Origin of the sequence: Pseudoalteromonas sp. SG45-3, from assembly GCF_014164075.1 — a bacterium.
Classification (GTDB): Bacteria; Pseudomonadota; Gammaproteobacteria; order Enterobacterales; family Alteromonadaceae; genus Pseudoalteromonas; species Pseudoalteromonas distincta.
The window spans coordinates 84858-105901 of record NZ_JACJEN010000006.1; the positions used below are offsets into that span (position 1 = coordinate 84858).

Annotated in this window: 19 protein-coding genes; 11 read left to right on the plus strand and 8 right to left on the minus strand. The window is 39.0% G+C overall.

The window, feature by feature from the left end:
- The first annotated feature begins 2 nt into the window (after positions 1-2).
- The 3 genes from odhB (at position 3) to sucD (ending at position 3736) form a co-directional block, all read left to right on the plus strand.
- Positions 3-1520: a 2-oxoglutarate dehydrogenase complex dihydrolipoyllysine-residue succinyltransferase gene (gene odhB / locus H5126_RS09285; RefSeq protein WP_039487977.1), complete on the plus strand. Its 1518-nt coding sequence runs from the start codon at positions 3-5 to the stop codon at positions 1518-1520.
- 177 nt (positions 1521-1697) lie between these two features.
- Complete coding sequence (sucC, locus tag H5126_RS09290) at positions 1698-2864, plus strand: ADP-forming succinate--CoA ligase subunit beta (RefSeq protein WP_002961809.1); 1167 nt, start codon at positions 1698-1700, stop codon at positions 2862-2864.
- Entirely contained in the window at positions 2864-3736 is an 873-nt protein-coding gene (gene sucD, locus H5126_RS09295) for a succinate--CoA ligase subunit alpha (RefSeq protein ID WP_002961811.1), read from the plus strand. Before sucC ends, sucD begins: the two co-directional genes overlap by 1 nt.
- 58 nt (positions 3737-3794) lie before the next feature.
- Here the strand turns inward: sucD and H5126_RS09300 are convergent, their stop codons facing one another.
- A complete protein-coding gene (locus tag H5126_RS09300) occupies positions 3795-4865 on the minus strand; it encodes a DUF3083 family protein (protein WP_182719822.1) in 1071 nt (356 codons plus the stop codon).
- 218 nt (positions 4866-5083) lie between these two features.
- Between H5126_RS09300 and glnS the strand changes: the two genes are divergently transcribed.
- A complete protein-coding gene (gene glnS / locus H5126_RS09305; protein ID WP_024596870.1) occupies positions 5084-6742 on the plus strand; it encodes a glutamine--tRNA ligase in 1659 nt (552 codons plus the stop codon).
- A gap of 274 nt (positions 6743-7016) precedes the next feature.
- Here the strand turns inward: glnS and fur are convergent, their stop codons facing one another.
- From fur to H5126_RS09330, 5 genes are all read right to left on the minus strand, one after another.
- Positions 7017-7460 (minus strand): ferric iron uptake transcriptional regulator, encoded by a 444-nt coding sequence (gene fur, locus H5126_RS09310; protein ID WP_002962922.1) that lies wholly within the window; start codon positions 7458-7460, stop codon positions 7017-7019.
- Positions 7461-7646: 186 nt separating this feature from the next.
- Positions 7647-8174: a flavodoxin FldA gene (gene fldA / locus H5126_RS09315; protein WP_007586856.1), complete on the minus strand. Its 528-nt coding sequence runs from the start codon at positions 8172-8174 to the stop codon at positions 7647-7649.
- Positions 8175-8188: 14 nt separating this feature from the next.
- Positions 8189-8467: a LexA regulated protein gene (ybfE, locus tag H5126_RS09320; protein WP_002962928.1), complete on the minus strand. Its 279-nt coding sequence runs from the start codon at positions 8465-8467 to the stop codon at positions 8189-8191.
- A gap of 2 nt (positions 8468-8469) precedes the next feature.
- Positions 8470-8691 carry a DUF2788 domain-containing protein gene (locus H5126_RS09325; RefSeq protein ID WP_002962930.1) on the minus strand — a complete coding sequence of 74 codons (222 nt, stop codon included), beginning with the start codon at positions 8689-8691 and terminating at the stop codon, positions 8470-8472.
- Positions 8692-8786: 95 nt separating this feature from the next.
- The gene (locus H5126_RS09330) at positions 8787-9554 is read right to left on the minus strand and encodes an alpha/beta fold hydrolase (protein ID WP_002962931.1); all 768 of its coding nucleotides are present in this window, start codon (positions 9552-9554) and stop codon (positions 8787-8789) included.
- 220 nt (positions 9555-9774) lie between these two features.
- Here H5126_RS09330 and seqA point away from each other — a divergent pair, with 220 nt between their 5' ends.
- From seqA to H5126_RS09365, 7 genes are all read left to right on the plus strand, one after another.
- The gene (gene seqA / locus H5126_RS09335; protein ID WP_182711206.1) at positions 9775-10371 is read left to right on the plus strand and encodes a replication initiation negative regulator SeqA; all 597 of its coding nucleotides are present in this window, start codon (positions 9775-9777) and stop codon (positions 10369-10371) included.
- 9 nt (positions 10372-10380) lie between these two features.
- Positions 10381-12018, plus strand: coding sequence for a phosphoglucomutase (alpha-D-glucose-1,6-bisphosphate-dependent) (gene pgm, locus H5126_RS09340; protein WP_002962933.1), 1638 nt, complete (start codon positions 10381-10383; stop codon positions 12016-12018).
- A gap of 119 nt (positions 12019-12137) precedes the next feature.
- A complete protein-coding gene (gene astE, locus H5126_RS09345) occupies positions 12138-13190 on the plus strand; it encodes a succinylglutamate desuccinylase (RefSeq protein ID WP_182719823.1) in 1053 nt (350 codons plus the stop codon).
- A gap of 265 nt (positions 13191-13455) precedes the next feature.
- Complete coding sequence (locus H5126_RS09350) at positions 13456-14670, plus strand: thiamine pyrophosphate-dependent dehydrogenase E1 component subunit alpha (RefSeq protein ID WP_182719824.1); 1215 nt, start codon at positions 13456-13458, stop codon at positions 14668-14670.
- On the plus strand, positions 14670-15647 hold the full coding sequence (locus H5126_RS09355; RefSeq protein ID WP_165723475.1) for an alpha-ketoacid dehydrogenase subunit beta: 978 nt from the start codon (positions 14670-14672) through the stop codon (positions 15645-15647). Before H5126_RS09350 ends, H5126_RS09355 begins: the two co-directional genes overlap by 1 nt.
- A gap of 8 nt (positions 15648-15655) precedes the next feature.
- On the plus strand, positions 15656-17242 hold the full coding sequence (locus H5126_RS09360; protein WP_182719825.1) for a dihydrolipoyllysine-residue acetyltransferase: 1587 nt from the start codon (positions 15656-15658) through the stop codon (positions 17240-17242).
- A gap of 416 nt (positions 17243-17658) precedes the next feature.
- A complete protein-coding gene (locus H5126_RS09365) occupies positions 17659-18024 on the plus strand; it encodes a DUF805 domain-containing protein (RefSeq protein ID WP_182719826.1) in 366 nt (121 codons plus the stop codon).
- A 61-nt stretch (positions 18025-18085) separates the two neighbouring features.
- On the opposite strand, the gene H5126_RS09370 is transcribed toward H5126_RS09365, so the two are convergent.
- Complete coding sequence (locus H5126_RS09370; RefSeq protein WP_039487957.1) at positions 18086-19255, minus strand: putative manganese transporter; 1170 nt, start codon at positions 19253-19255, stop codon at positions 18086-18088.
- A 120-nt stretch (positions 19256-19375) separates the two neighbouring features.
- Positions 19376-21001, minus strand: coding sequence for a M28 family metallopeptidase (locus tag H5126_RS09375; protein WP_182719827.1), 1626 nt, complete (start codon positions 20999-21001; stop codon positions 19376-19378).
- Positions 21002-21044: the final 43 nt, after the last annotated feature.

Below are 21044 nucleotides of genomic sequence, written 5' to 3' on the forward strand. Positions count from 1 at the left end.
CAATGAGCACAGAAATTAAAGTTCCTGTTCTTCCTGAGTCGGTTGCAGATGCTACCGTTGCTACATGGCATGTAAGTGTTGGCGACAAAGTAACTCGCGATCAAAACTTAGTAGACATTGAAACAGATAAAGTGGTTTTAGAAGTTGTTGCACAGCATGACGGTGTAATTACAGAAATATCACAAGAAGAAGGTGCAACCGTACTTGGCGATCAAGTTATGGGTTTACTTGGTGATGCTGATGCAGCGCCAGCAAGTGAAGGTTCATCTAAAGAAGAATCAGCACCAGCTAAATCAGAAGACGCGCCAGCGGCGCAATCAGCACCAGCATCAGAAGGTAAAGAAGTGGACATTAAAGTACCTGTACTTCCAGAATCAGTTGCAGACGCAACAATTGCTACATGGCATGTACAACCAGGTGACGCAGTAACACGCGACCAAAACTTGGTAGATATTGAAACAGATAAAGTTGTTCTTGAAGTAGTAGCTCAAGAAGATGGCATCATGGGTGATATCATTCACAACGAAGGCGATACTGTACTAGGCGAGCAAGTAATTGGTTCGGTTAAAGCAGGCGGTGCACCAGCGGCTCCAGCTGCAAAAGCAGACGAAACGCCAGCAGCAGATTCTAGCGAAAGTTCAGATGTGTTAACACCATCAGTTCGTCGTTTAATTGCTGAGAAAGGCTTAGACGCTTCTAAAATTAACGGCACGGGTAAAAATGGCCGCGTAACTAAAGAAGACGTTGATACGTTCTTAAAAGCACCAGCGCCAGCGGCTAAAAAAGCAGAAGCTTCTGCTCCTGCAGCACCGATGGGCGATCGTACTCAAAAACGTGTTCCTATGACTCGCCTGCGTAAAACGATTGCTACACGTCTTCTTGAAGCTAAAAATTCAACTGCAATGTTAACAACATTCAACGAAGTGAACATGGAACCAATCATGAGCCTTCGTAAGCAGTACCAAGAAGTATTTGAAAAGCGTCATGGCATTCGTTTAGGTTTCATGTCTTTCTACGTGAAAGCGGTAACTGAAGCACTTAAACGCTTCCCAGATGTTAATGCATCAATTGATGGTGACGATATTGTTTACCATAACTATTTTGATATCAGCATTGCAGTATCTACTCCACGTGGTTTAGTTACTCCAGTACTTAAAGATTGTGACAAACTATCTGTTGCTGAAATCGAAAAGGGTATTCGCGAATTAGCACTTAAAGGTCGTGATGGTAAGCTAACGCTTGCAGATATGACCGGTGGTAATTTCACTATTACTAATGGCGGCGTATTTGGTTCATTACTATCTACACCTATCATTAACTTGCCACAGTCTTCAATTTTGGGTATGCATAAAATCCAAGACCGTCCGATGGCTGTAAATGGTAAAGTAGAAATACTTCCTATGATGTATTTAGCTCTTTCTTATGACCACCGTATCATTGATGGTAAAGAATCAGTTGGTTTCTTAGTGACTATTAAAGAGTTACTTGAAGATCCAACTCGCTTATTGCTAGATGTTTAATCTAGTTGTATGAAATGTAAGCTGTGAATGAACATTCACAGCTTTTTTTTTGCGCCTTTGGTCTTACTGGGGTTTTCATGTTAAGCCTTGGGATCTATACTAGGTGCGCAATTTGGGATAGTTGTTTATTTGAAAAAATATTCAGCTCTTTTAGTATAAAAAATTGGATAAAGCATCATGAATTTGCATGAGTATCAGGCAAAACAACTTTTTGCCGAATATGGTTTACCAGTTTCTCAGGGTTTCGCTTGCGATACACCTGAAGAAGCTGCAGCAGCTGCTGAAAAAATCGGCGGTGATATGTGGGTTGTTAAAACTCAGGTTCACGCAGGTGGACGTGGTAAAGCTGGCGGTGTAAAGCTAGTAAAAACTATCGACGAAGTAAAAGCGTTTGCAGCTAACTGGTTGGGTAAAAACCTAGTTACTTACCAAACAGACGAGAAAGGTCAGCCAGTAGCTAAAATTTTAGTTGAAAGCTGTACTGACATTGCTAACGAATTGTACCTAGGTGCAGTAGTTGACCGTGCATCTCGCAAAGTAGTTTTCATGGCGTCTACTGAAGGCGGCGTTGAAATTGAAACTGTTGCAGAAGAAACACCAGAGCTTATCCACAAAGCTGAAATTGATCCATTAGTGGGTCCTCAAGCTTACCAAGCACGTGAACTAGGCTTTAAATTGGGTCTGAACCCAGTACAAATGAAGCAGTTTGTTAAGATCTTTATGGGTCTTGGTAACATGTTTACTGATTTTGATTTCGCACTACTTGAGATCAACCCGTTAGTAATTACAGACGAAGGTAACCTTCACTGTCTTGACGGAAAAATCGGTATTGATGGTAATGCACTTTACCGTCAACCTAAAATCCGTGAGTTCCACGATCCATCTCAAGAAGATGCACGTGAAGCACACGCAGCAAGCTTCGAGCTTAACTACGTTGCTCTAGATGGCAATGTTGGTTGTATGGTTAACGGTGCAGGCCTAGCAATGGGTACTATGGACATCGTAAACCTACACGGCGGCAAACCGGCTAACTTCCTAGATGTTGGCGGCGGCGCGACTAAAGAACGTGTTTCTGAAGCATTCAAAATCATCCTTTCTGACGATAATGTTAAAGCTGTTTTAGTAAACATCTTTGGCGGTATCGTACGTTGTGACATGATTGCTGAAGGTATCATTGGCGCAGTTAAAGAAGTTGGCGTAAATGTACCTGTAGTTGTACGTTTAGAAGGTACTAATGCTGAATTAGGTCGTGAAGTTCTTAAGAACTCAGGTCTAGATATCATTGCTGCTGAATCACTAACAGACGCTGCTGAGAAAGTTGTTGCTGCTGCGGAGGGCAAATAATGTCTGTATTAATCAATAAAGATACAAAAGTTATCTGTCAAGGTTTCACTGGTGGCCAAGGTACTTTCCACTCAGAGCAAGCGCTTGAGTACGGTACACAAATGGTTGGTGGTGTAAGCCCAGGTAAAGGCGGTCAAACGCACCTTGGTCTTCCTGTATTCAACACAGTTCGTGATGCTGTTCAAGAAACTGGCGCAACTGCTTCAGTTATCTACGTACCAGCTCCTTTCTGTAAAGATGCAATCTTAGAAGCTATCGATGCTGGCATCGAGCTGATTGTTTGTATCACTGAAGGTATCCCTACGCTTGATATGGTTGACGTTAAAGTTAAACTAGATCAAACAGGTACTCGTATGATCGGTCCTAACTGTCCAGGTGTTATTACTCCTGGTGAGACTAAGATTGGTATCATGCCTGGTCACATCCACAAACCTGGTAAAGTAGGTATTGTTTCTCGCTCTGGTACTTTAACGTACGAAGCGGTTAAGCAAACTACTGATGCTGGTTTTGGTCAGTCTACGTGTGTTGGTATTGGTGGTGATCCAATCCCAGGTACTAACTTTATCGACGTTCTAGAAATGTTCGAAAAAGATCCACAAACTGAAGCAATCGTAATGATTGGTGAAATTGGTGGTACTGCAGAAGAAGAAGCTGCAGAGTACATCAAAGCTAACGTAACTAAACCTGTAGTATCTTACATTGCTGGTGTTACTGCACCAGAAGGTAAGCGTATGGGTCACGCTGGCGCAATCATCGCAGGCGGTAAAGGTACTGCTGATGAGAAATTTGCTGCATTAGAAGCTGCGGGCGTAAAAACTGTACGTTCACTTGCTGAAATCGGTAAAGCACTTAAAGAGAAAACAGGCTGGTAATTGCTTGTTTCCTCTGAAAAGGCCCGCTTATGCGGGCCTTTTTGTTATTGAGGTAAATTTAGAACGGATAACTAATATGCTGAAAAAAGCGTACAGACAAATCTTGTCGTTGCTTATTTATGGCCAGCTCGTTACATAATGCATGAATTGTTTTCTCTACTTGGTTCATAAAGCGGCCATAACCAATTTCATGTTTATCCTGCTGCGTTGCGACAATAACAAAATGTAGTGTTTCTACTAATTTTGTTGTTTCATAAAAATACTTAATTTGATTTTCATTTGATTCAACATCAAAACTCAACTTTTGTAACTCTGTATTACCTTCATTTTTATCTATTTTACTGTTTCGGACAATGGGTATTGCGCCATTAGCTACCATTGCACCGTGTGTTAGTTTGTTTTGTTCACATGCGCGTTTAAAACTATCTGCAAAGTAATCATAAAACTTTTCCACATCGTTATTGTTCACCATTGTTTGAAACTGTGTTTTGATGGCCCGAGAAAGCGCAATGGTAAATGTTGCGTAAGTCATTTCAGCATAGTCACTAGGAATATTACATTGCCTTGATTGATAACGAGGGTAGAGGCTTCTGAGTTTATATCCATAACTCTCTTTATTTCCCTTATCTTTAGCAAATAAATCGTAAGTTAGATGTTGGTGATCGCGAAGTTTAAATTGGGGCTGATTTATAAATAACTGTTCTTGGAGTAAGTTTAATACTTTTTGCACTCTATTGTGAAACAAAGCTGAGTTTGCACGTAAGTCTTCACCCGTGGCTAAAAACAAGAAACGTATTTTCTTACTTTTTATATCTGGTGAGTAATAAATTTTATGTGCCTCGTGATAACGAGGGTTATAAAAAAACAACATCTGCTTGTCGGTTTCTAGCTGATATGACTCATCATGAAAGCGTACAACCGGTAGTTTATCGTTTGCTAATAAATGTACATTATGCAGTTCATACTCATCACAACATGCAAATAATTGACGCGCAATACGCTCGTAGCAACAGTTTATAGTGCTAAAGCTATTATAAAATGCTTCATTAGGTATTATTTCAGCCAATAAATAGTGGTTAGCGCGTGCATTAGTTGGAATATATACACGGTGTTGATTAAGTGTCGCCATCTTAGAATCCTTATAAAGTAGGTTATTTAGCTACTATAATTGGCTTTGATGACCTAAATGTTGCGTTAAAACAAATTTTATTCATAAACAATTGAACAAGTGGATTAAAGTTAATCAATATCTAAAATAAACCTTAATCTATTGCTGTATGTTAGTGTATGTTTTTGTAATAATGCATTAGTTTTGTTATTACGTAATATTTAGAGGATCACACTCCTATGGCGGAAATTGAGAATCGCCCAAGTAACTTTATTAGAACCCGAATTGATGAAGACTTAGCAAGTGGCAAACATGCGACAACGCATACACGTTTTCCACCTGAACCAAATGGTTTTTTACATATTGGCCATGCCAAATCAATTTGTTTGAATTTTGGTATCGCAAAAGACTACAACGGTTTATGTAACCTACGTTTTGACGATACAAACCCTGAAAAAGAAGACATTAACTACGTTAACTCTATTAAAGAGGATGTACAGTGGTTAGGCTTTAATTGGGATGGCGACATAAAGTATTCTTCTAACTATTTTGATACTTTATATGGTTACGCAGTAGAGCTTATTGAAAAAGGCTTAGCGTACGTTTGTTTTTTAACTGCAGACGAAGCACGACAGTACCGCGGTACATTAAAAGAGCCAGGTAAAAACAGTCCTTATAGAGATACTTCAGTTGAAGAAAACCTAGCGTTATTTGAAAAAATGCGCGCTGGCGAATTCAAAGAAGGTGAATGTGTACTGCGTGCTAAAATTGATATGGCAAGCTCATTTATGGTGCTTCGCGATCCAATTATTTACCGTGTACGTTTTGCTCATCATCATCAAACAGCTGACAAGTGGTGCATTTACCCAATGTATGACTTCACTCACTGTATTTCTGATGCGCTTGAAGGTATTACACATTCATTATGTACATTAGAGTTTCAAGATAACCGTCGTTTATACGACTGGGTACTTGATAACATTAGTTTAGAGTGTCACCCACAGCAAATTGAGTTTTCGCGCTTAAATCTTGAATACACTATTATGTCAAAGCGTAAGCTAAATGATTTAGTAGTAAATAACTATGTAGAAGGGTGGGATGACCCTCGTATGCCTACTATTGCAGGTTTACGTCGTCGTGGTTATACACCAGGTTCAATCCGTGAATTTTGTTTGCGTATTGGTGTAACAAAACAAGAGAATATGGTTGAAATGGGCATGCTTGAAGCCTGTATCCGTGAAGACTTAAACGAAAATGCACCACGTGCAATGGCTGTACTCGATCCTGTTAAAATCGTTATTGAAAACTACGATGCAGATAAAGTTGAAACTTTATCAGTGGCTAATCACCCAAATAAAGAAGAAATGGGGCGTCGTGATGTTCCATTTACTCGTGAAATCTATATTGAACGAGAAGACTTTAAAGAAGAAGCGAATAACAAATTCAAACGTTTAGTACTTGATAAAGAAGTACGCTTACGTGGTGCTTATGTTATTAAAGCGCAGCGTGTTGAAAAAGACGAAAATGGCGAAATCACAACTATCTTCTGTACTTACGACAGCGAAACACTTGGTAAAAACCCAAGTGATGGTCGTAAAGTAAAAGGTGTTATTCATTGGGTTTCAGCACCAGAGTCTATTAGTGCAGAAGTTCGTTTATACGACCGCTTGTTTAGCGTACCAAATCCAGCAGCTGCAGAGGAATTTGAAACTACGCTAAACCCGGAGTCACTGGTTGTTTTACCTAATGCTAAATTAGAACCATCGCTTGCTAATTCACAAGCAGAGCAGGGCTTTCAGTTTGAGCGTACAGGTTATTTCTCTCGTGATTCTAAATCAGAGAACGTTGTATTTAATCAAACCGTGGGTCTTCGCGATTCATGGTCTAAAACTCAATAAGTAATACCAATTCGCTTAATTAAGTGATCTATTTTGAGGCTGGAAAAACGTGTTGATAGCTAGGCAAAAAATTCGCTATTTAGTTGTTCTAAATGAGCATTTTTTAACGCAGGTAGCGACACGTTTAGCCCCGCGAAATGATTAAGTATTATTGCGGATTGGTATAATACTTAAAATATACCCAGGATTTACTGGGTATATTTATTACTATTGTCTTTTAGGCACAAAAAAAACCTGCGCTTAGCAGGTTTTTTTATTGCTTTTAAAAGCGATATTAGCTGTTAGCGTCGCTAAATTCTTTACACGCTGCTTTATCATTACACTCACCGTATAAATACAAAGAATGGTTTGTAAGAGTAATACCATTTTCTTCAGCAATTTCTAGTTGACGACGCTCAATCATGTCATCTTCAAACTCTACCACTTTGCCACATTTCAAACATACTAAATGATCGTGGTGAGTGCTTCCAGAAAGTTCAAATACTGATTTTCCGCCTTCAAAGTGATGACGGCTTACAATACCCGCATCATCAAATTGGTTAAGTACGCGGTATACAGTTGCAAGACCAATTTCTTCACCTAGATCCAAAAGAATTTTGTAAACATCTTCAGCACTGATGTGTTGGTTATCTGGAGATTGTAAAATCTCTAATATTTTAATACGCGGTAAAGTTACTTTTAAACCGGCTTTTTTAAGTTCCAAGTTATGATCAGTCATTAAATCTGTCTCAATTTTATTTGGTTATACTAGACATCTTGCAAAGATGTACACGACACATTAGCAACAAACAGGATAACGTGCCTAAGCGTTAAGTGCAAAGAACAATTGATATATATTGCCACTAAAGCTTAAAACGCTAACTGTTTGATAATTATTTAAACAGCTAGCGATATATGCAGTAAATTAGTCAGCTAATTCACTTAAACACATTTCTTCATATACTTGAGCAGACCATGCTTTAACACGTTGTTCTGTAAGCTCTGGTTGACGGTCTTCGTCGATACCCAAACCTACAAAGTGCTTATCATCAGCCATACCTTTAGACGCTTCAAAGTCATAGCTTTCACTTGGCCAATGGCCCACAACAATAGCGCCACGTTCAGTAACAATATCGTTGATCATGCCCATTGCATCTAAAAAGTACTCAGCGTAATCTTCTTGGTCACCACAACCAAAAATAGCAACAAGTTTACCTTCAAAGTCTACTTCCTCAAGTTCTGGAAAAAAGTCATCCCAGTCACATTGAGCTTCACCGTAGTACCAAGTAGGGATACCGAATAAGATTAAATCAAATTCAGCAATCTCTTCTTTAGAGCTTTTTGCAATATCATGAACAGCCACTAGCTTTTTACCCAATTCTTTTTGGATCATTTTTGCTACGTGTTCTGTGTTACCTGTGTCACTTCCGAAAAAAATGCCTACACTTGCCATGGATTTAAAACCTTTTATGTATCAATAGCCAATCTTTCTTGTAAAATCGTTTCAATCAGCGCACTACGGCTAATATTTTGTGCATCTGCCATATCACTCAATGCTTGATATAACTGCGATGAAACTTTAAATTCAACACGCTTTAAACCACGTGCTTTATCTCTTTTTATTTGATTACGTTTATTTACCTTTAACTGCATATCCCGAGAAAGGGGATTGGTTTTAGGTCTGCCTGGGCGTTTTTCGTATTCAAATAAATCGAGTGTAGTTCTATCTGTTTCTGACTTCGCCATGCTTAACCTACACCTGCGCCTTGCCAAAATACTTGAATAAGCCCTTTAGCAATAAAGCCTGAACAACCTAAAAAGAGCACGCCCCAAACAATGTATTGTCCGAACTTTGGTACATTGCCACTTTTTAGTACGTCTTTAATTGCCATGCCGATGAATATGAAAATACCGGCTAAGCCAAAATACAACCCTAGGGTATCAAATTCGTTAATTAACTGACTGACCATCAACGTATAACCTTTAAATTAAACGGCGCGTACTATAGCATATAAATATTCATATATTTAGTGCGCTGAATTAAAAACACGCGATTAAAATTGCTTTAAACCGCAGTTAAAAAGTCATTTATCGCTTTATTAACAGCAAGAGGCTTTTGAGCATGAAGCCAATGACCTGCACCATGAATAATTTTAGCCTTGGTGTTTTTAAAGCGTGCTGTAATTGCAGTACGATGCTCGGGCAATATATAGTCAGAATCATTACCTTTGATGAAAAGAGTATCGCATAAACAAGAATTGTTTTCATTAACATTGGACGTGATTGTCGAATATTTTTCGTCAAGCACATTTAGGTTAAATCGCCATGCAAAATGACCTTCTTCATTTTTAGCGAGGCTTTTAAGTAAAAACTGTCGAACCCCCAGCTCTTCAATATAAGGCTGCATAATTGCATCAGCTTGCTTTCTATCGTCTATTGACTGCGTTGAAACTGCTTTTAATGCTTGTAATATTTTTGTGTGGCGAGCAGGGTAACTAACAGGTGCGATATCAAGTACAACCAATTTATTTACCAGTTCAGGGTGTGTTAGTGCTAATTCCATTGCGACTTTCCCACCCATAGAGTGACCAACTAAATGAGCTTTATCTATGTTTAAATGTGCTAATAACTCGACAATATCTTGAGCCATTGCAGGGTAGTTCATTTCATCACTATGAGGAGAAAGCCCGTGGTTGCGTAAATCAACGTTAATAACATTAAAGTGTTCACTTAATGGTTTTGCGATTACATTTAGGTTTTCTAATGATCCAAAAAGTCCGTGGATCAAAATAACATTAGGGCCTTGCCCTTGTTGCTTGTAATTTAACTGCATACACGCCTCCTGAAAATTTCGCCATAGTTTGCCGAGCATTGCTCTAAAAAGCAAAAAATACAGCGACTATTTATTAAATTGGGCTTTTGTTTGTTAAATCAACAACAATCTAGTAAATATTAATATGTTTACGGGAGTGCTTGTTGTAACTCGCATTTCTGATTGGTTTGGGTATAATCACACGGGAGAAAAAAATGTGACCCGTAATGACAGGAAGAACATGAAACAAATCGACATAGACGACGAGTTATATCAGTATATTGCAAGCAATACGCAAAGTATTGGTGAAAGTGCATCCACTATTTTACGTCGTTTATTAAATCTGAGCGGCGAAAAAATTCAAACCGCAAACGTAGAACTAACTCAAAATAATCAAACTGCGACTACGTCTACCGCCACATTAAAAAGCTCAGAGCTACCTGCTGCTGAGACTGCAAAAAAACAAACGCCTGTAGCTCACGCACCCGTGAAGCAAAAAAGCGATAATGTTTTTAATGTATTAAATAAAGAAGAGCTGGCAATGCAGAAGGGTGTTGTTGGGCGCTTTTTGTTTATTTTAAGTGCATTTTACCGCACACATAAAACTGATTTTTCGGCTGTACTAGATATTAAAGGGCGTGACCGTGTTTACTTTGCTACTAGTAAAGAAGCCTTAGTAAATAGCGGTAGTAGTATGAACCCTAAAAACATAACTGATAGTGAATATTGGGTTATGACAAATTCTAATACAACGCGTAAAAAAATGATGCTTCATGAAGTTGCTCTTTGCCTTGGATATAGTGCAGAGCAAGCTGAAAAAATTCGCGATTACCTGTAAGGAAATATAATGGCTATTCACTCAGGCGCAGGCAAAACTGCTCCACAATCAGCACTGGTTAACGTACCTAAATTAGTATCTGCGTATTACTTAAACGAACCTGATCTTGAACAAAATCCAGAGCATTGTGTTGCTTTTGGTACATCAGGCCACCGTGGTTGTTCTTACGATGTTAAATTTAATGAGTCACACATTTTAGCAATTACTCAGGCTATTTGTGATTATAGAAAACAAAATGATATTTTTGGTCCGTTATTTTTAGGTAAAGACACACACGCACTGAGTGAGGCTGCATTTAATTCAGCTATTGAAGTTTTAGTTGCTAACGAAGTGCAAGTGATAACGCAAGAAAACGGTGACTTTACACCAACGCCAGTTATCAGCCACGCCATAGTTAGCCATAACAAGCTACACCCAAATGAGCTTGCAGACGGTATTGTTGTTACGCCTTCGCATAACCCTCCTGAAGATGGTGGCTTTAAATACAACCCACCTAATGGCGGACCTGCTGATACCGACGTTACTAAATGGATTGAAGACAGAGCAAATCAACTTTTATTAGAAGACTTGGTTGAAGTTGAGTTATTCCCATTCGCTAAAGCTTCACGTTCAGGCTTTATTCGCTACGAAGATTTAATGACTCCTTATATTGATGATTTAGCAAATATCGTTAATTTAAAAGCCATTAGCGATGCAGGTATCAAAATTGGTATTGATCCACTAGGTGGTTCAGGTATTAATTTTTGGCCTGTTATTGCTAAAAAATATAATTTAGATTTAACCGTCGTTAATGATGTTGTTGATCCACGTTTTGCTTTTATGCCACTTGATAAAGATGGCAAAATTCGTATGGATTGTTCATCACCTTATTCAATGGCGAACCTTATTGCATTAAAAGATGATTTTGATGTGTCTATTGGTAACGACCCTGACTACGATCGCCACGGTATTGTAACGCCAGATGGTTTAATGAATCCAAACCACTTTTTAGCAGTGGCAATTGATTACTTACTTAAACACCGTGATTGGAATGAAACAGTAGAGATTGGTAAAACACTGGTTTCTAGCTCTATGATCGATAAAGTAGCAGCGCGCAATAATCGTAAAGTAAAAGAAGTACCCGTAGGCTTTAAATGGTTTGTTGAAGGCTTAAGCAAAGGCAAGCTTGCTTTTGGTGGCGAAGAAAGCGCAGGTGCTGCATTCTTACGTTTTGATGGCTCTGTATGGTGTACAGATAAAGACGGCTTTATTATGGGACTACTTGCTGCAGAAATACTTGCAGTAACAGGTAAAACTCCATCAGCGCTTTATAAAGAACTAGAACAAGAGTTTGGTTCTCCAATTTATAAACGCCTTGATGCACCGGCCTCAAGCGGCCAAAAGTCACGTTTAAAAGCATTGAGTGCTTCTGATGTTAAAGCAGATACACTTGCTGGCGAACCTATTTTGCAAAAACTGACTCATGCACCAGGTAACGATGCGGCAATTGGTGGTTTAAAAGTGGTCACTGAAAATGGCTGGTTTGCAGCGCGTCCATCAGGTACTGAAGATATTTATAAAATATACCTTGAATCATTTAAAGGTGAAGAGCATTTAGCGTTACTTGAAAAAGAAGCTAAAAAGCTTGTAGATTCAGTTATAAGCTAACTTAATCTAATAATTTTAAAACGGCTGATTTATTCAGCCGTTTTTGTTTCTATACCTCTACCTTGTGCATATATATGCATAAGAGTTTACTCTCACATTATTTTTAAAGGGCTTATTACATGTCAGCCAATCCATCTTACTTAAATGAATTAAAACAAACGGGCGATTTTTTAACGCTTAGTCGTGACAACGAATGGCATTTAGATGCAGGTGAATTTGTTTTAGATAATGGAACTCGTGTAAATATACACGATACCGGTGTAATTGAGTTTCAACCTGCTGTTAAAACAAGCAAAGATGTAATTTATTCAAGCGCTGTACACGGTAACGAAACTGCGCCAATTGAAATTTGTGATACGCTCATTAAACAAATTATAAAAGGTGAGCTAGTCCTTAAGCAGCATGTTTTATTTATTTATGGTAATCCACAATCAATTAATATTGGCCTGCGTTTTGTAGAAGAAAACTTAAATAGATTATTTAATGGTCACCATACAGTTGAAGGTGTACCAATGAATAATGAACGAAACCGCGCTGCAAAGCTTGAGCAATACGTAAGTGACTTTTATGCCCGTGGCCAGCAAGGCAGTAGCCGATGTCATTACGACTTACACACTGCAATTAGAGGCTCTAAAAACGAAAAATTTGCTGTGTATCCATTTTTACATGGTAAGCCATGGAAAAAGTCACAGTTACAATTTTTATTGAGCTGTGGTGTAAATACCGTACTTATGATGAAATCACCCGCAACAACGTTTAGCTATTATTCGTCGTTTGTTCATGGTGCAGACTCGTTTACGGTAGAGCTGGGTCAGGTTAAGCCATTTGGCCAAAATGATATGGCCCGCTTTGAAAAAACAAAGCAAACATTAACTGCATTAATTAGCCAAAATGAAGTTAAATACCCTGATTTTAATGCAAGTGAGTTTGAGTTATTTGCAGTGCACCGCACAATCAATAGAACGCAGGATGATTTTAGTTTCCCTTTTTCTGATGATGCTGAGAACTTTAGTGGCTTTGCGAAAGGTGAACTACTTGCAACCGACGGTGATACAGCGATTTACGCTGACGTTGAAGGTGAGGCTATTATATTTCCAAATGCGAGCGTAGCATTAGGGCAAAGAGCACTGCTTACTGTTATTCCAATGGATATAGATAGCAATTTCGTTTAATTAAACTCATCAGACCACTACTGGCTTCAAGTTAACTATTTGATTACTATTAATTAAAGTAACCGTATCATTAACTTGCCACTTATTTAACCTGTATTTGCTTTTGTTTCGTCCCAGATGTATTGAATAACACTTTACGTTAACGTAAAGTGTTGGCAGCTTTAATTAAAGATAGTGCAGATGTTGCAAAGTTTAACCAGCAACAATCACCCACAATAATAATTTAAAGGGGCACTGTTTTACCGACAACAAAAGAAGGTAGGTTATGAGTAATCCAAATAACGTATCGCTGAATATTAACCACGAGCTTGAATTTATTGATGGCCAAGCACTTAATATTCCAACCCTTAGTATTTTAACTGAGGACGGCGACATTCATCCTAGTGCAACCGCACCTGATATTTCAAAACATACCGCTATTAAGTTATATGAAACAATGCGTTTTATACGTTTGTTAGATGAACGTATGCAAGGCGCGCAGCGCCAAGGTCGTGTTAGTTTTTATATGCAATGCCTAGGCGAAGAAGCCGCAGTTACAGCCTCTGCTGCTGCACTTGATCAAGATGATATGATCATGGCTCAATATCGTGAACAAGCTGCACTACATTATCGTGGTTTTACACTCGATCAATTTATGAACCAAATGTTCTCAAATGAATTGGATTTAGGTAAAGGTCGCCAAATGCCAATCCATTATGGCTCTAAAGCGCTAAACTACATGACGATTTCATCGCCACTGGGTACGCAAATACCACAGGCAACAGGTTATGCATATGGTCAAAAAATAAAGCATATCGACGCTAATACGGGTGAGCTTGCAAGCACAATTGATAACGTGACTATTTGTTACTTTGGTGAAGGTGCTGCATCAGAAGGTGACTTTCATGCGGGCTTAAATATGGCGGCTGTTCACAAAGCGCCGGTTATATTTTTTGCACGTAATAACGGCTATGCCATATCTACCCCTGCTGATGAACAGTTTAAAGGCGATGGTATTGCGTCGCGTGGTGTAGGTTATGGTATTAAAACAATTCGTGTTGATGGCACAGATGCACTTGCTGTGTATGCAGCGACCAAAAAAGCACGCGAAATAGCCTCAACACAAGGTGAGCCTGTGCTTATTGAATCGATTGCTTATCGATTAGGCGCGCATTCTACATCAGACGATCCCAGTGGTTATCGCTCTAAAGATGAAGAGGCAAATAATCAAATCTGTCCTATTGATAAATTTAGAAAATGGTTGGTCAAGCAAGATTGGTTAAACGAAGAAGACGATATAAAAGCAAAAGAGTCGATTCGTGAAGAAATTTTAGCAGCGCTTAAGCGTGCTGAAGTTGTTGACAAGCCCGCTTTAGAAGAATTGGTATCTGACGTTTACGATACAGCAATTCCATTATTGCAACGTCAGTACGAGCAATTAAAAGAACATATAAAACAGCATCCAGATGCTTACCCAGTAACTGCAGGGAGAATTAAGTAATGGCTAAAATGAACATGCTCCACGCAATTAACTCTGCCCTCGATATTACGATGAACGAACACCCTCAAGCCTGTATTTTTGGCGAAGATGTTGGTTACTTCGGTGGTGTATTTAGAGCAACATCAGGTTTGCAAGAAAAGTACGGTAAGCATCGCGTTTTTAATACGCCTTTAACCGAACAAGGTATTTTAGGCTTTGCTAATGGTTTAGCGGCATTTGGTGCGCCTGCATTGGCAGAAATTCAATTTGCTGATTATATTTTCCCAGCGTTTGATCAAATAGTAAATGAAGCCGCTAAATTTCGTTATCGCAGTGGTAATGAATTTAATGTAGGTAACTTAACTATTCGTACGCCTTATGGCGGTGGTATTGCTGGTGGCTTATATCACTCGCAATCACCCGAAGCTTATTTTGCACATACACCGGGCTTAAAAGTGGTTGTACCGCGTAACCCTTATCAAGCTAAGGGTTTATTACGTGCCTCTATTAAAGATGATAACCCTGTCATATTTTTTGAGCCTAAGCGTTTATATCGTGCATCAACAGGCGAAGTGCCAGAAGAAGATTATAGTATTGAATTAGGCACGGCTGAAGTAGTACAAGAGGGTACCGATATTACGCTTTTAGCGTGGGGTGCTCAAATGGAGATTATTGAAGAGGCAGCACAGCAAGCAAGCGAGCAAGGTATAAGCTGTGAAGTAATAGATCTTCGTAGTATTTTACCATGGGATGTTGAAACGATTGCTAAATCGGTTATTAAAACCGGCCGTTTAATCGTGAGCCATGAAGCGCCTATAACTAATGGCTTTGGTGCCGAGATAGCAGCAACAATACAACAAGAGTGTTTCTTGCATTTAGAGTCGCCAATTTTACGTGTATGTGGTCTAGATACACCATACCCGTTGGCACTTGAAAAAGAATACGTACCGGACGCACTAAAAGTGTTGGCTGCAATTAAACAATCAATGGATTTTTAGGGGTTACCATGGCGAAAGATTTTATATTACCCGATATTGGTGAAGGCATTGTTGAATGCGAAGTTGTTGAGTGGCTAGTTCAAGAAGGCGATACCGTATCTGAGGACCAGCCAATTTGTGATGTGATGACAGACAAAGCATTAGTACAAATTCCAGCAGTGCATGATGGCATTATTTCAAAGCTATATTATCAAAAAGGTGAAATTGCTAAAGTACATGCTCCTTTATTTGCTATGGATGTAACTGGTGATAGTACGAGTAATGAAGTAGTAGAAGAGCCTGTTCAAGCTGAAAATCAAACTAATAACAATGCATCTGATGTAGTTGAAGACTTTATACTACCAGATATTGGTGAAGGTATTGTTGAGTGTGAGATTGTTGATTGGTTAGTCGCAGAAGGCGATGAAATAGAAGAAGACCAAGCGGTTTGTGACGTAATGACCGACAAAGCATTAGTACAAATTCCGGCAAAATATACAGGCACAGTAAAAAAACTATATTACCAAAAAGGTGAAATAGCAAAAGTACATAGCCCGTTGTTTCAAATGACAATTGCAGGCAGTGCAGTAAAGCCAAATGTTGATATAAACCAAGCGGTCGTAAAGGCTCAAACTAATGCCGTCGCAGAAAAAGTTGCCTCTGTTAAAACGCAGCAAACTGCAAAGGTTATCAATCAAAAAGCGGTGGCGTCGCCTGCAGTTCGTCGTAAAGCACGTGAGCTAGATGTTGATTTAACGTGCGTACCAGGTAGTGGAAAAAATGGACGTATTTACAAGCAAGATATTGAAGAGTTTGTAAAAGGCGAAGTGCCAAATACTATTGATACTTCACCGCTTAATAGCGATGCTTCTCAAAGTGCAGTACAAAACCAAACACAGAATCAAAGCGGTGGTGTACGAGTAGAGCAAATTAAAGGCATTAAAGCGGCCATGGCCAAGCAAATGGTGGCATCGGTTTCAACTATTCCGCACTTTACGTTTAGTGATGAAATAGACTTAACACAGCTTATAGCTTTGCGCAGCTCCTTAAAAGAGCAGTACAAAGCACAAGGCGTAAAGCTCACCATGATGCCATTTTTTGTAAAAGCACTCTCGCTAGCAATGAAAGAGTACCCTGTACTTAATTCAAAAGTGAATGATGATTGCTCAGAGCTTTCCTATTATAACGATCATAATATTGGTATAGCAGTTGATTCAAAAATTGGCTTGTTAGTGCCTAATATTAAGTCGTGCCAGAGTAAGAGCATTGTTGATGTGGCTAATGATTTAACCCGCTTAACTCATTCTGCGCGAGAAGGGCGTGTTGCACCTGATGATTTAAAAGGTGGGACAATTAGTATCTCTAACATTGGTGCGATTGGCGGCACTATTGCGACGCCTATAATTAATAAACCAGAAGTAGCTATTGTTGCGCTTGGTAAACTACAGCATCTACCGCGTTTTGACGAAAGTGGGCAGGTTGTGAGTAAAGCGATAATGCAAGTAAGTTGGTCTGGCGATCATCGTGTTATTGATGGCGGCACTATTGCACGCTTTAATAACCTATGGAAATCGTACTTAGAAAATCCTTCGGCAATGATGATGGCTATGAGTTAATAATATAATTGTTTAAACCTAGGGCGTGTTGTTCTTTGATGATTGAATTTGCAGCAGTATGTTTGGTTTTTAGGCAAGGCAGAGCCTATGAAGTGTGGTTACTCCCCATAAGTAGGCGATTACGCAGCATAAAAGCCAAACATGCGCTGCCCTTCGGGTTCTGCCTAGGGGCGAAACTCTTTGTTGCTCGGTTTTTACTTAGCCGACTAGGTTACAAACCTCGCGCCGCGATTAAATCGCCCCTAGATTGAACAAATTACAATCCGCAAAGGTCAACACGCCCTAATAAAAAAACCAGCAATTTGCTGGTTTTTTGTTTTAAATGAGTCTGTTTTTATTTAAGATACATGTGTTACTAAAAAGTAATAAAGTTAACCCCGTTAGGGAATATAAAAAAATAACACTAAGGAAATTTCATGGAACATTATATGAACGCGCTTCGCAGCTACGCGGATTTTTCAGGCCGTAATCGTCGTAAAGCATATTGGATGTTTGTATTATTTAACTTCATTTTTTCGGTAGTTTGTAATGCGATTGATGGTGTACTAGGTACAATGTTCATTGGCTCTATTTATAGCTTAGCGCTATTAATTCCTGGCTTAAGTGCTGGTGCACGTCGCCTTCATGATACTGGTCGTTCAGGCTGGTGGCAGTTACTTTGGTTAGTGCCAGTAATTGGTTGGATTGTTTTAATTGTTTTTCTTGCACAAGACTCACATGAAGGTGAGAACGATTATGGCCCAAATCCAAAAGAACTAGCTGCAGAGCCAGCAGCCGTATAAATAAAATAAGTTAACATCCTAAAAGCTCAGCAATAGCTGAGCTTTTTTGTTTATGGCAATTTTAACTTAAAAAGTAAAGGCCATAGCCAACGGCCAAAGCAGGAATAGATGTATACACAGTCGCAATTACAGCCGCTTTAGGTGCCATTGCAATTGCAGGAAATAACGCATCACCATCGTTAGATATTGCATTAGCAGTTAATGCACTAAATGGAATGATCCCCTGAATATATAACGTAGTAACAATTATTTGCGGACCACAACCGGGTAAAAAACCAATCACCACAGCAATAAGTGGCGCTAAATAAGCATAATGTGCAAACCAGTTTTTTAAATCAAGCCCTGCAATATTTACTAAAATCTCAAACAACATAAACGATGCCACTACCCATGCGGTCACAAAGTGTGTGTCTTGAAGTACTTTAATAATTTTAGAAGGTGGATTACATTCATCGTCTTCTGAGGTTACTTCTTTATAGCTTTCACCTTTAGAAGAATACGCCCATATAGTTACAGTAAATAACGCCATTGCAGCACCAAAAATACTAATACTTGTGCCTGTGTATTTTCCAAATTGATCAAAGTTGACATTAAATGCAATTAAAAAAGCAATAATGAGGCTTGGAATAATAGCGAACATCCAAACGGGTTTGCTTATTTTAATTATACTAGTTGGCAATACTTTAACTTGGTGTTTTTGTTCTTGCTTTGTTGGGCGTAAAAAGTCTTTTGCATGAAGGGCGTTTACTATAACACCACAAAGCGTGCCTACTACTAAGCCAATGGCCATTATGGTTAAACCTTCAGTAGGGCGAGTGGCAAGGAGTAAAAATGCGGCATCTCCCATTGTAGCTGTTAAAACAGCAACAATAGCCCCAAAACTTGCTTGGCCTTTTGTAAACTGGGTAACCACTATTATTGCACCACCACATCCAGGAAGGGCACCTAAAACGGCAGCAAAAAATATTTCTAATACCGGCGATTTAGCACTTAAATAACTAAGCTCTAATTGAGGTAAATGCTCTATGGCGTAGTAATAAATTAATAATGTAGCAGCAACAAATACGCTAACTTGAAAAAAAGCATCACTTAGTGCTGTTATTGTAATTTCACGAAGTGATGGCACAGCTAAGCATACCAGTAAAAAAAGTGGTAATAATAAACGTTTATTTTGGCTAACAAAGCGTTTAGAAGCGGGCGTAATAAATCCTATTTGAGAGAGTAAAATCATACAGTGTTACCAATTAAATAAACTTAGTAACACTGTATATTTTAATTAAATGATAATCAATATCATTTACATCCATTTAAATCGATTACTCTCTTTGAGTTTTTCGATGTTAAACCAATGCTACTTACGTTGAAATTCTGAGCTTGCATTCCACGTTGGCCATTGCTCTTGCTCCGAAATATCAAAACCTACTTTATAAAACAATTGTAAGTCTTGCACAGCACCCGATAAATCCCATTCGTCACGGTAACGATCACACGGTTGATGATAACAACCGCGAAGTACTAAACTCATGCGTTTACGGTAATTAGCTGTTTCTTCATCAGCAGCCACAGTACCACCGCCTGCATACATTGCCGGAATACCCATATTTGCAAATGCAAAGTGATCAGAGCGGTAGTAACCACCCGATGATGGTTTAGGATCGCCAGATATTGTTCTGATTTGCTCTTTTGCTGCAGTTGCTAAAAACTCATCCATTTGTGACTTACCAATACCGACCACATTCATGTCTTTTACTTTGCCTAATAAATTTAAGCTATCCATGTTTATGTTAGCGACTGTTTTATTAGCTGCAATCACTGGATTAGCTGCATAGTATTTAGAACCTAGTAAGCCTTGCTCTTCAGCAGTTACTGCTAAAAATGTCATTGAGCGGCTAGGGTGCTTTGGTAATTTAGTAAAGGCTTCAGCTACTTCAATTAGCCCAGCGGTACCCGTTGCATTGTCGTGAGCACCGTTATAAATTTGATCGCCTTTACGTGTTTTATCTGTACCTAAGTGATCCCAATGCGCCGAGTAAATAACATGCTCATCTGGTTGCTCGCTTCCTGGTAACGTAGCGATAAAGTTATACGACACTGATTTTTTAATCGTATTTTTAACATTAACAGAAGCAGTTAAATCGCCCATATCAACATGGTAAGCACCTTTAGCAGCATTTGTTTTAACGGTATCAAAATCTAGACCTGCTTTAGTAAAAAGCTCTTTTGCTACGTCAGTTGTAATCCAGCCTTCAACGGCTACGCGGTCCATATTGTTGTTTTCTTTTTGAAAACCAAACTGCTCACCGCTCCACGAGTTTTCAACTACTGACCATGGGTATGACGCAGGTGCTGTTTCATGAATAATAATTGCTCCAGCTGCACCTTGTCGACTTGCTTCTTCATATTTGTATGTCCAACGACCGTAATAAGTCATCGCGTCGCCAGTAAATAAAGTAGGGTCTTTTGTTGCAAAGCCCGGATCGTTAACCAGCATTACAACCGTTTTACCTTTAATGTCTAATCCTTCGTAATCATTCCAATTGTATTCAGGTGCGTTAACGCCGTAGCCCACAAATACAAGTTCAGAATTTTCTATGCCTTCTTGTGCGCTTATGCGGCTGCTACCCATAACCATGTCTTTTTTGTATTGATAGTCTTTACCACCAATACTTAATACCATGTTTGCATCAGCCTCAAGCGACACAAGTGGAACTTCTTGTAAGTAGCTGTCGCCATTACCTGGCTCTAAACCTAGGGCTTTAAACTGCGCAGTTAAATAATCAAGCGTTAGCTTTTCGCCAGGTGATGAAGGAGCACGGCCACCAAACTCATCCGATGCGAGTACTTTTACATGTTTAGCCAATTCATCAGCTTGAATACTGTTATAACCATTTGTTACATCAGTAGGTGTAATACTTGTTGTTGCGCAACCTGCTAAAACAGCAGTAGCGAGGAGTGTGAGAGAGAAATAATGTTTCATGTCAGCTCTTTTTTTGTTTTAAGTTGTGATTAGTATATTAACT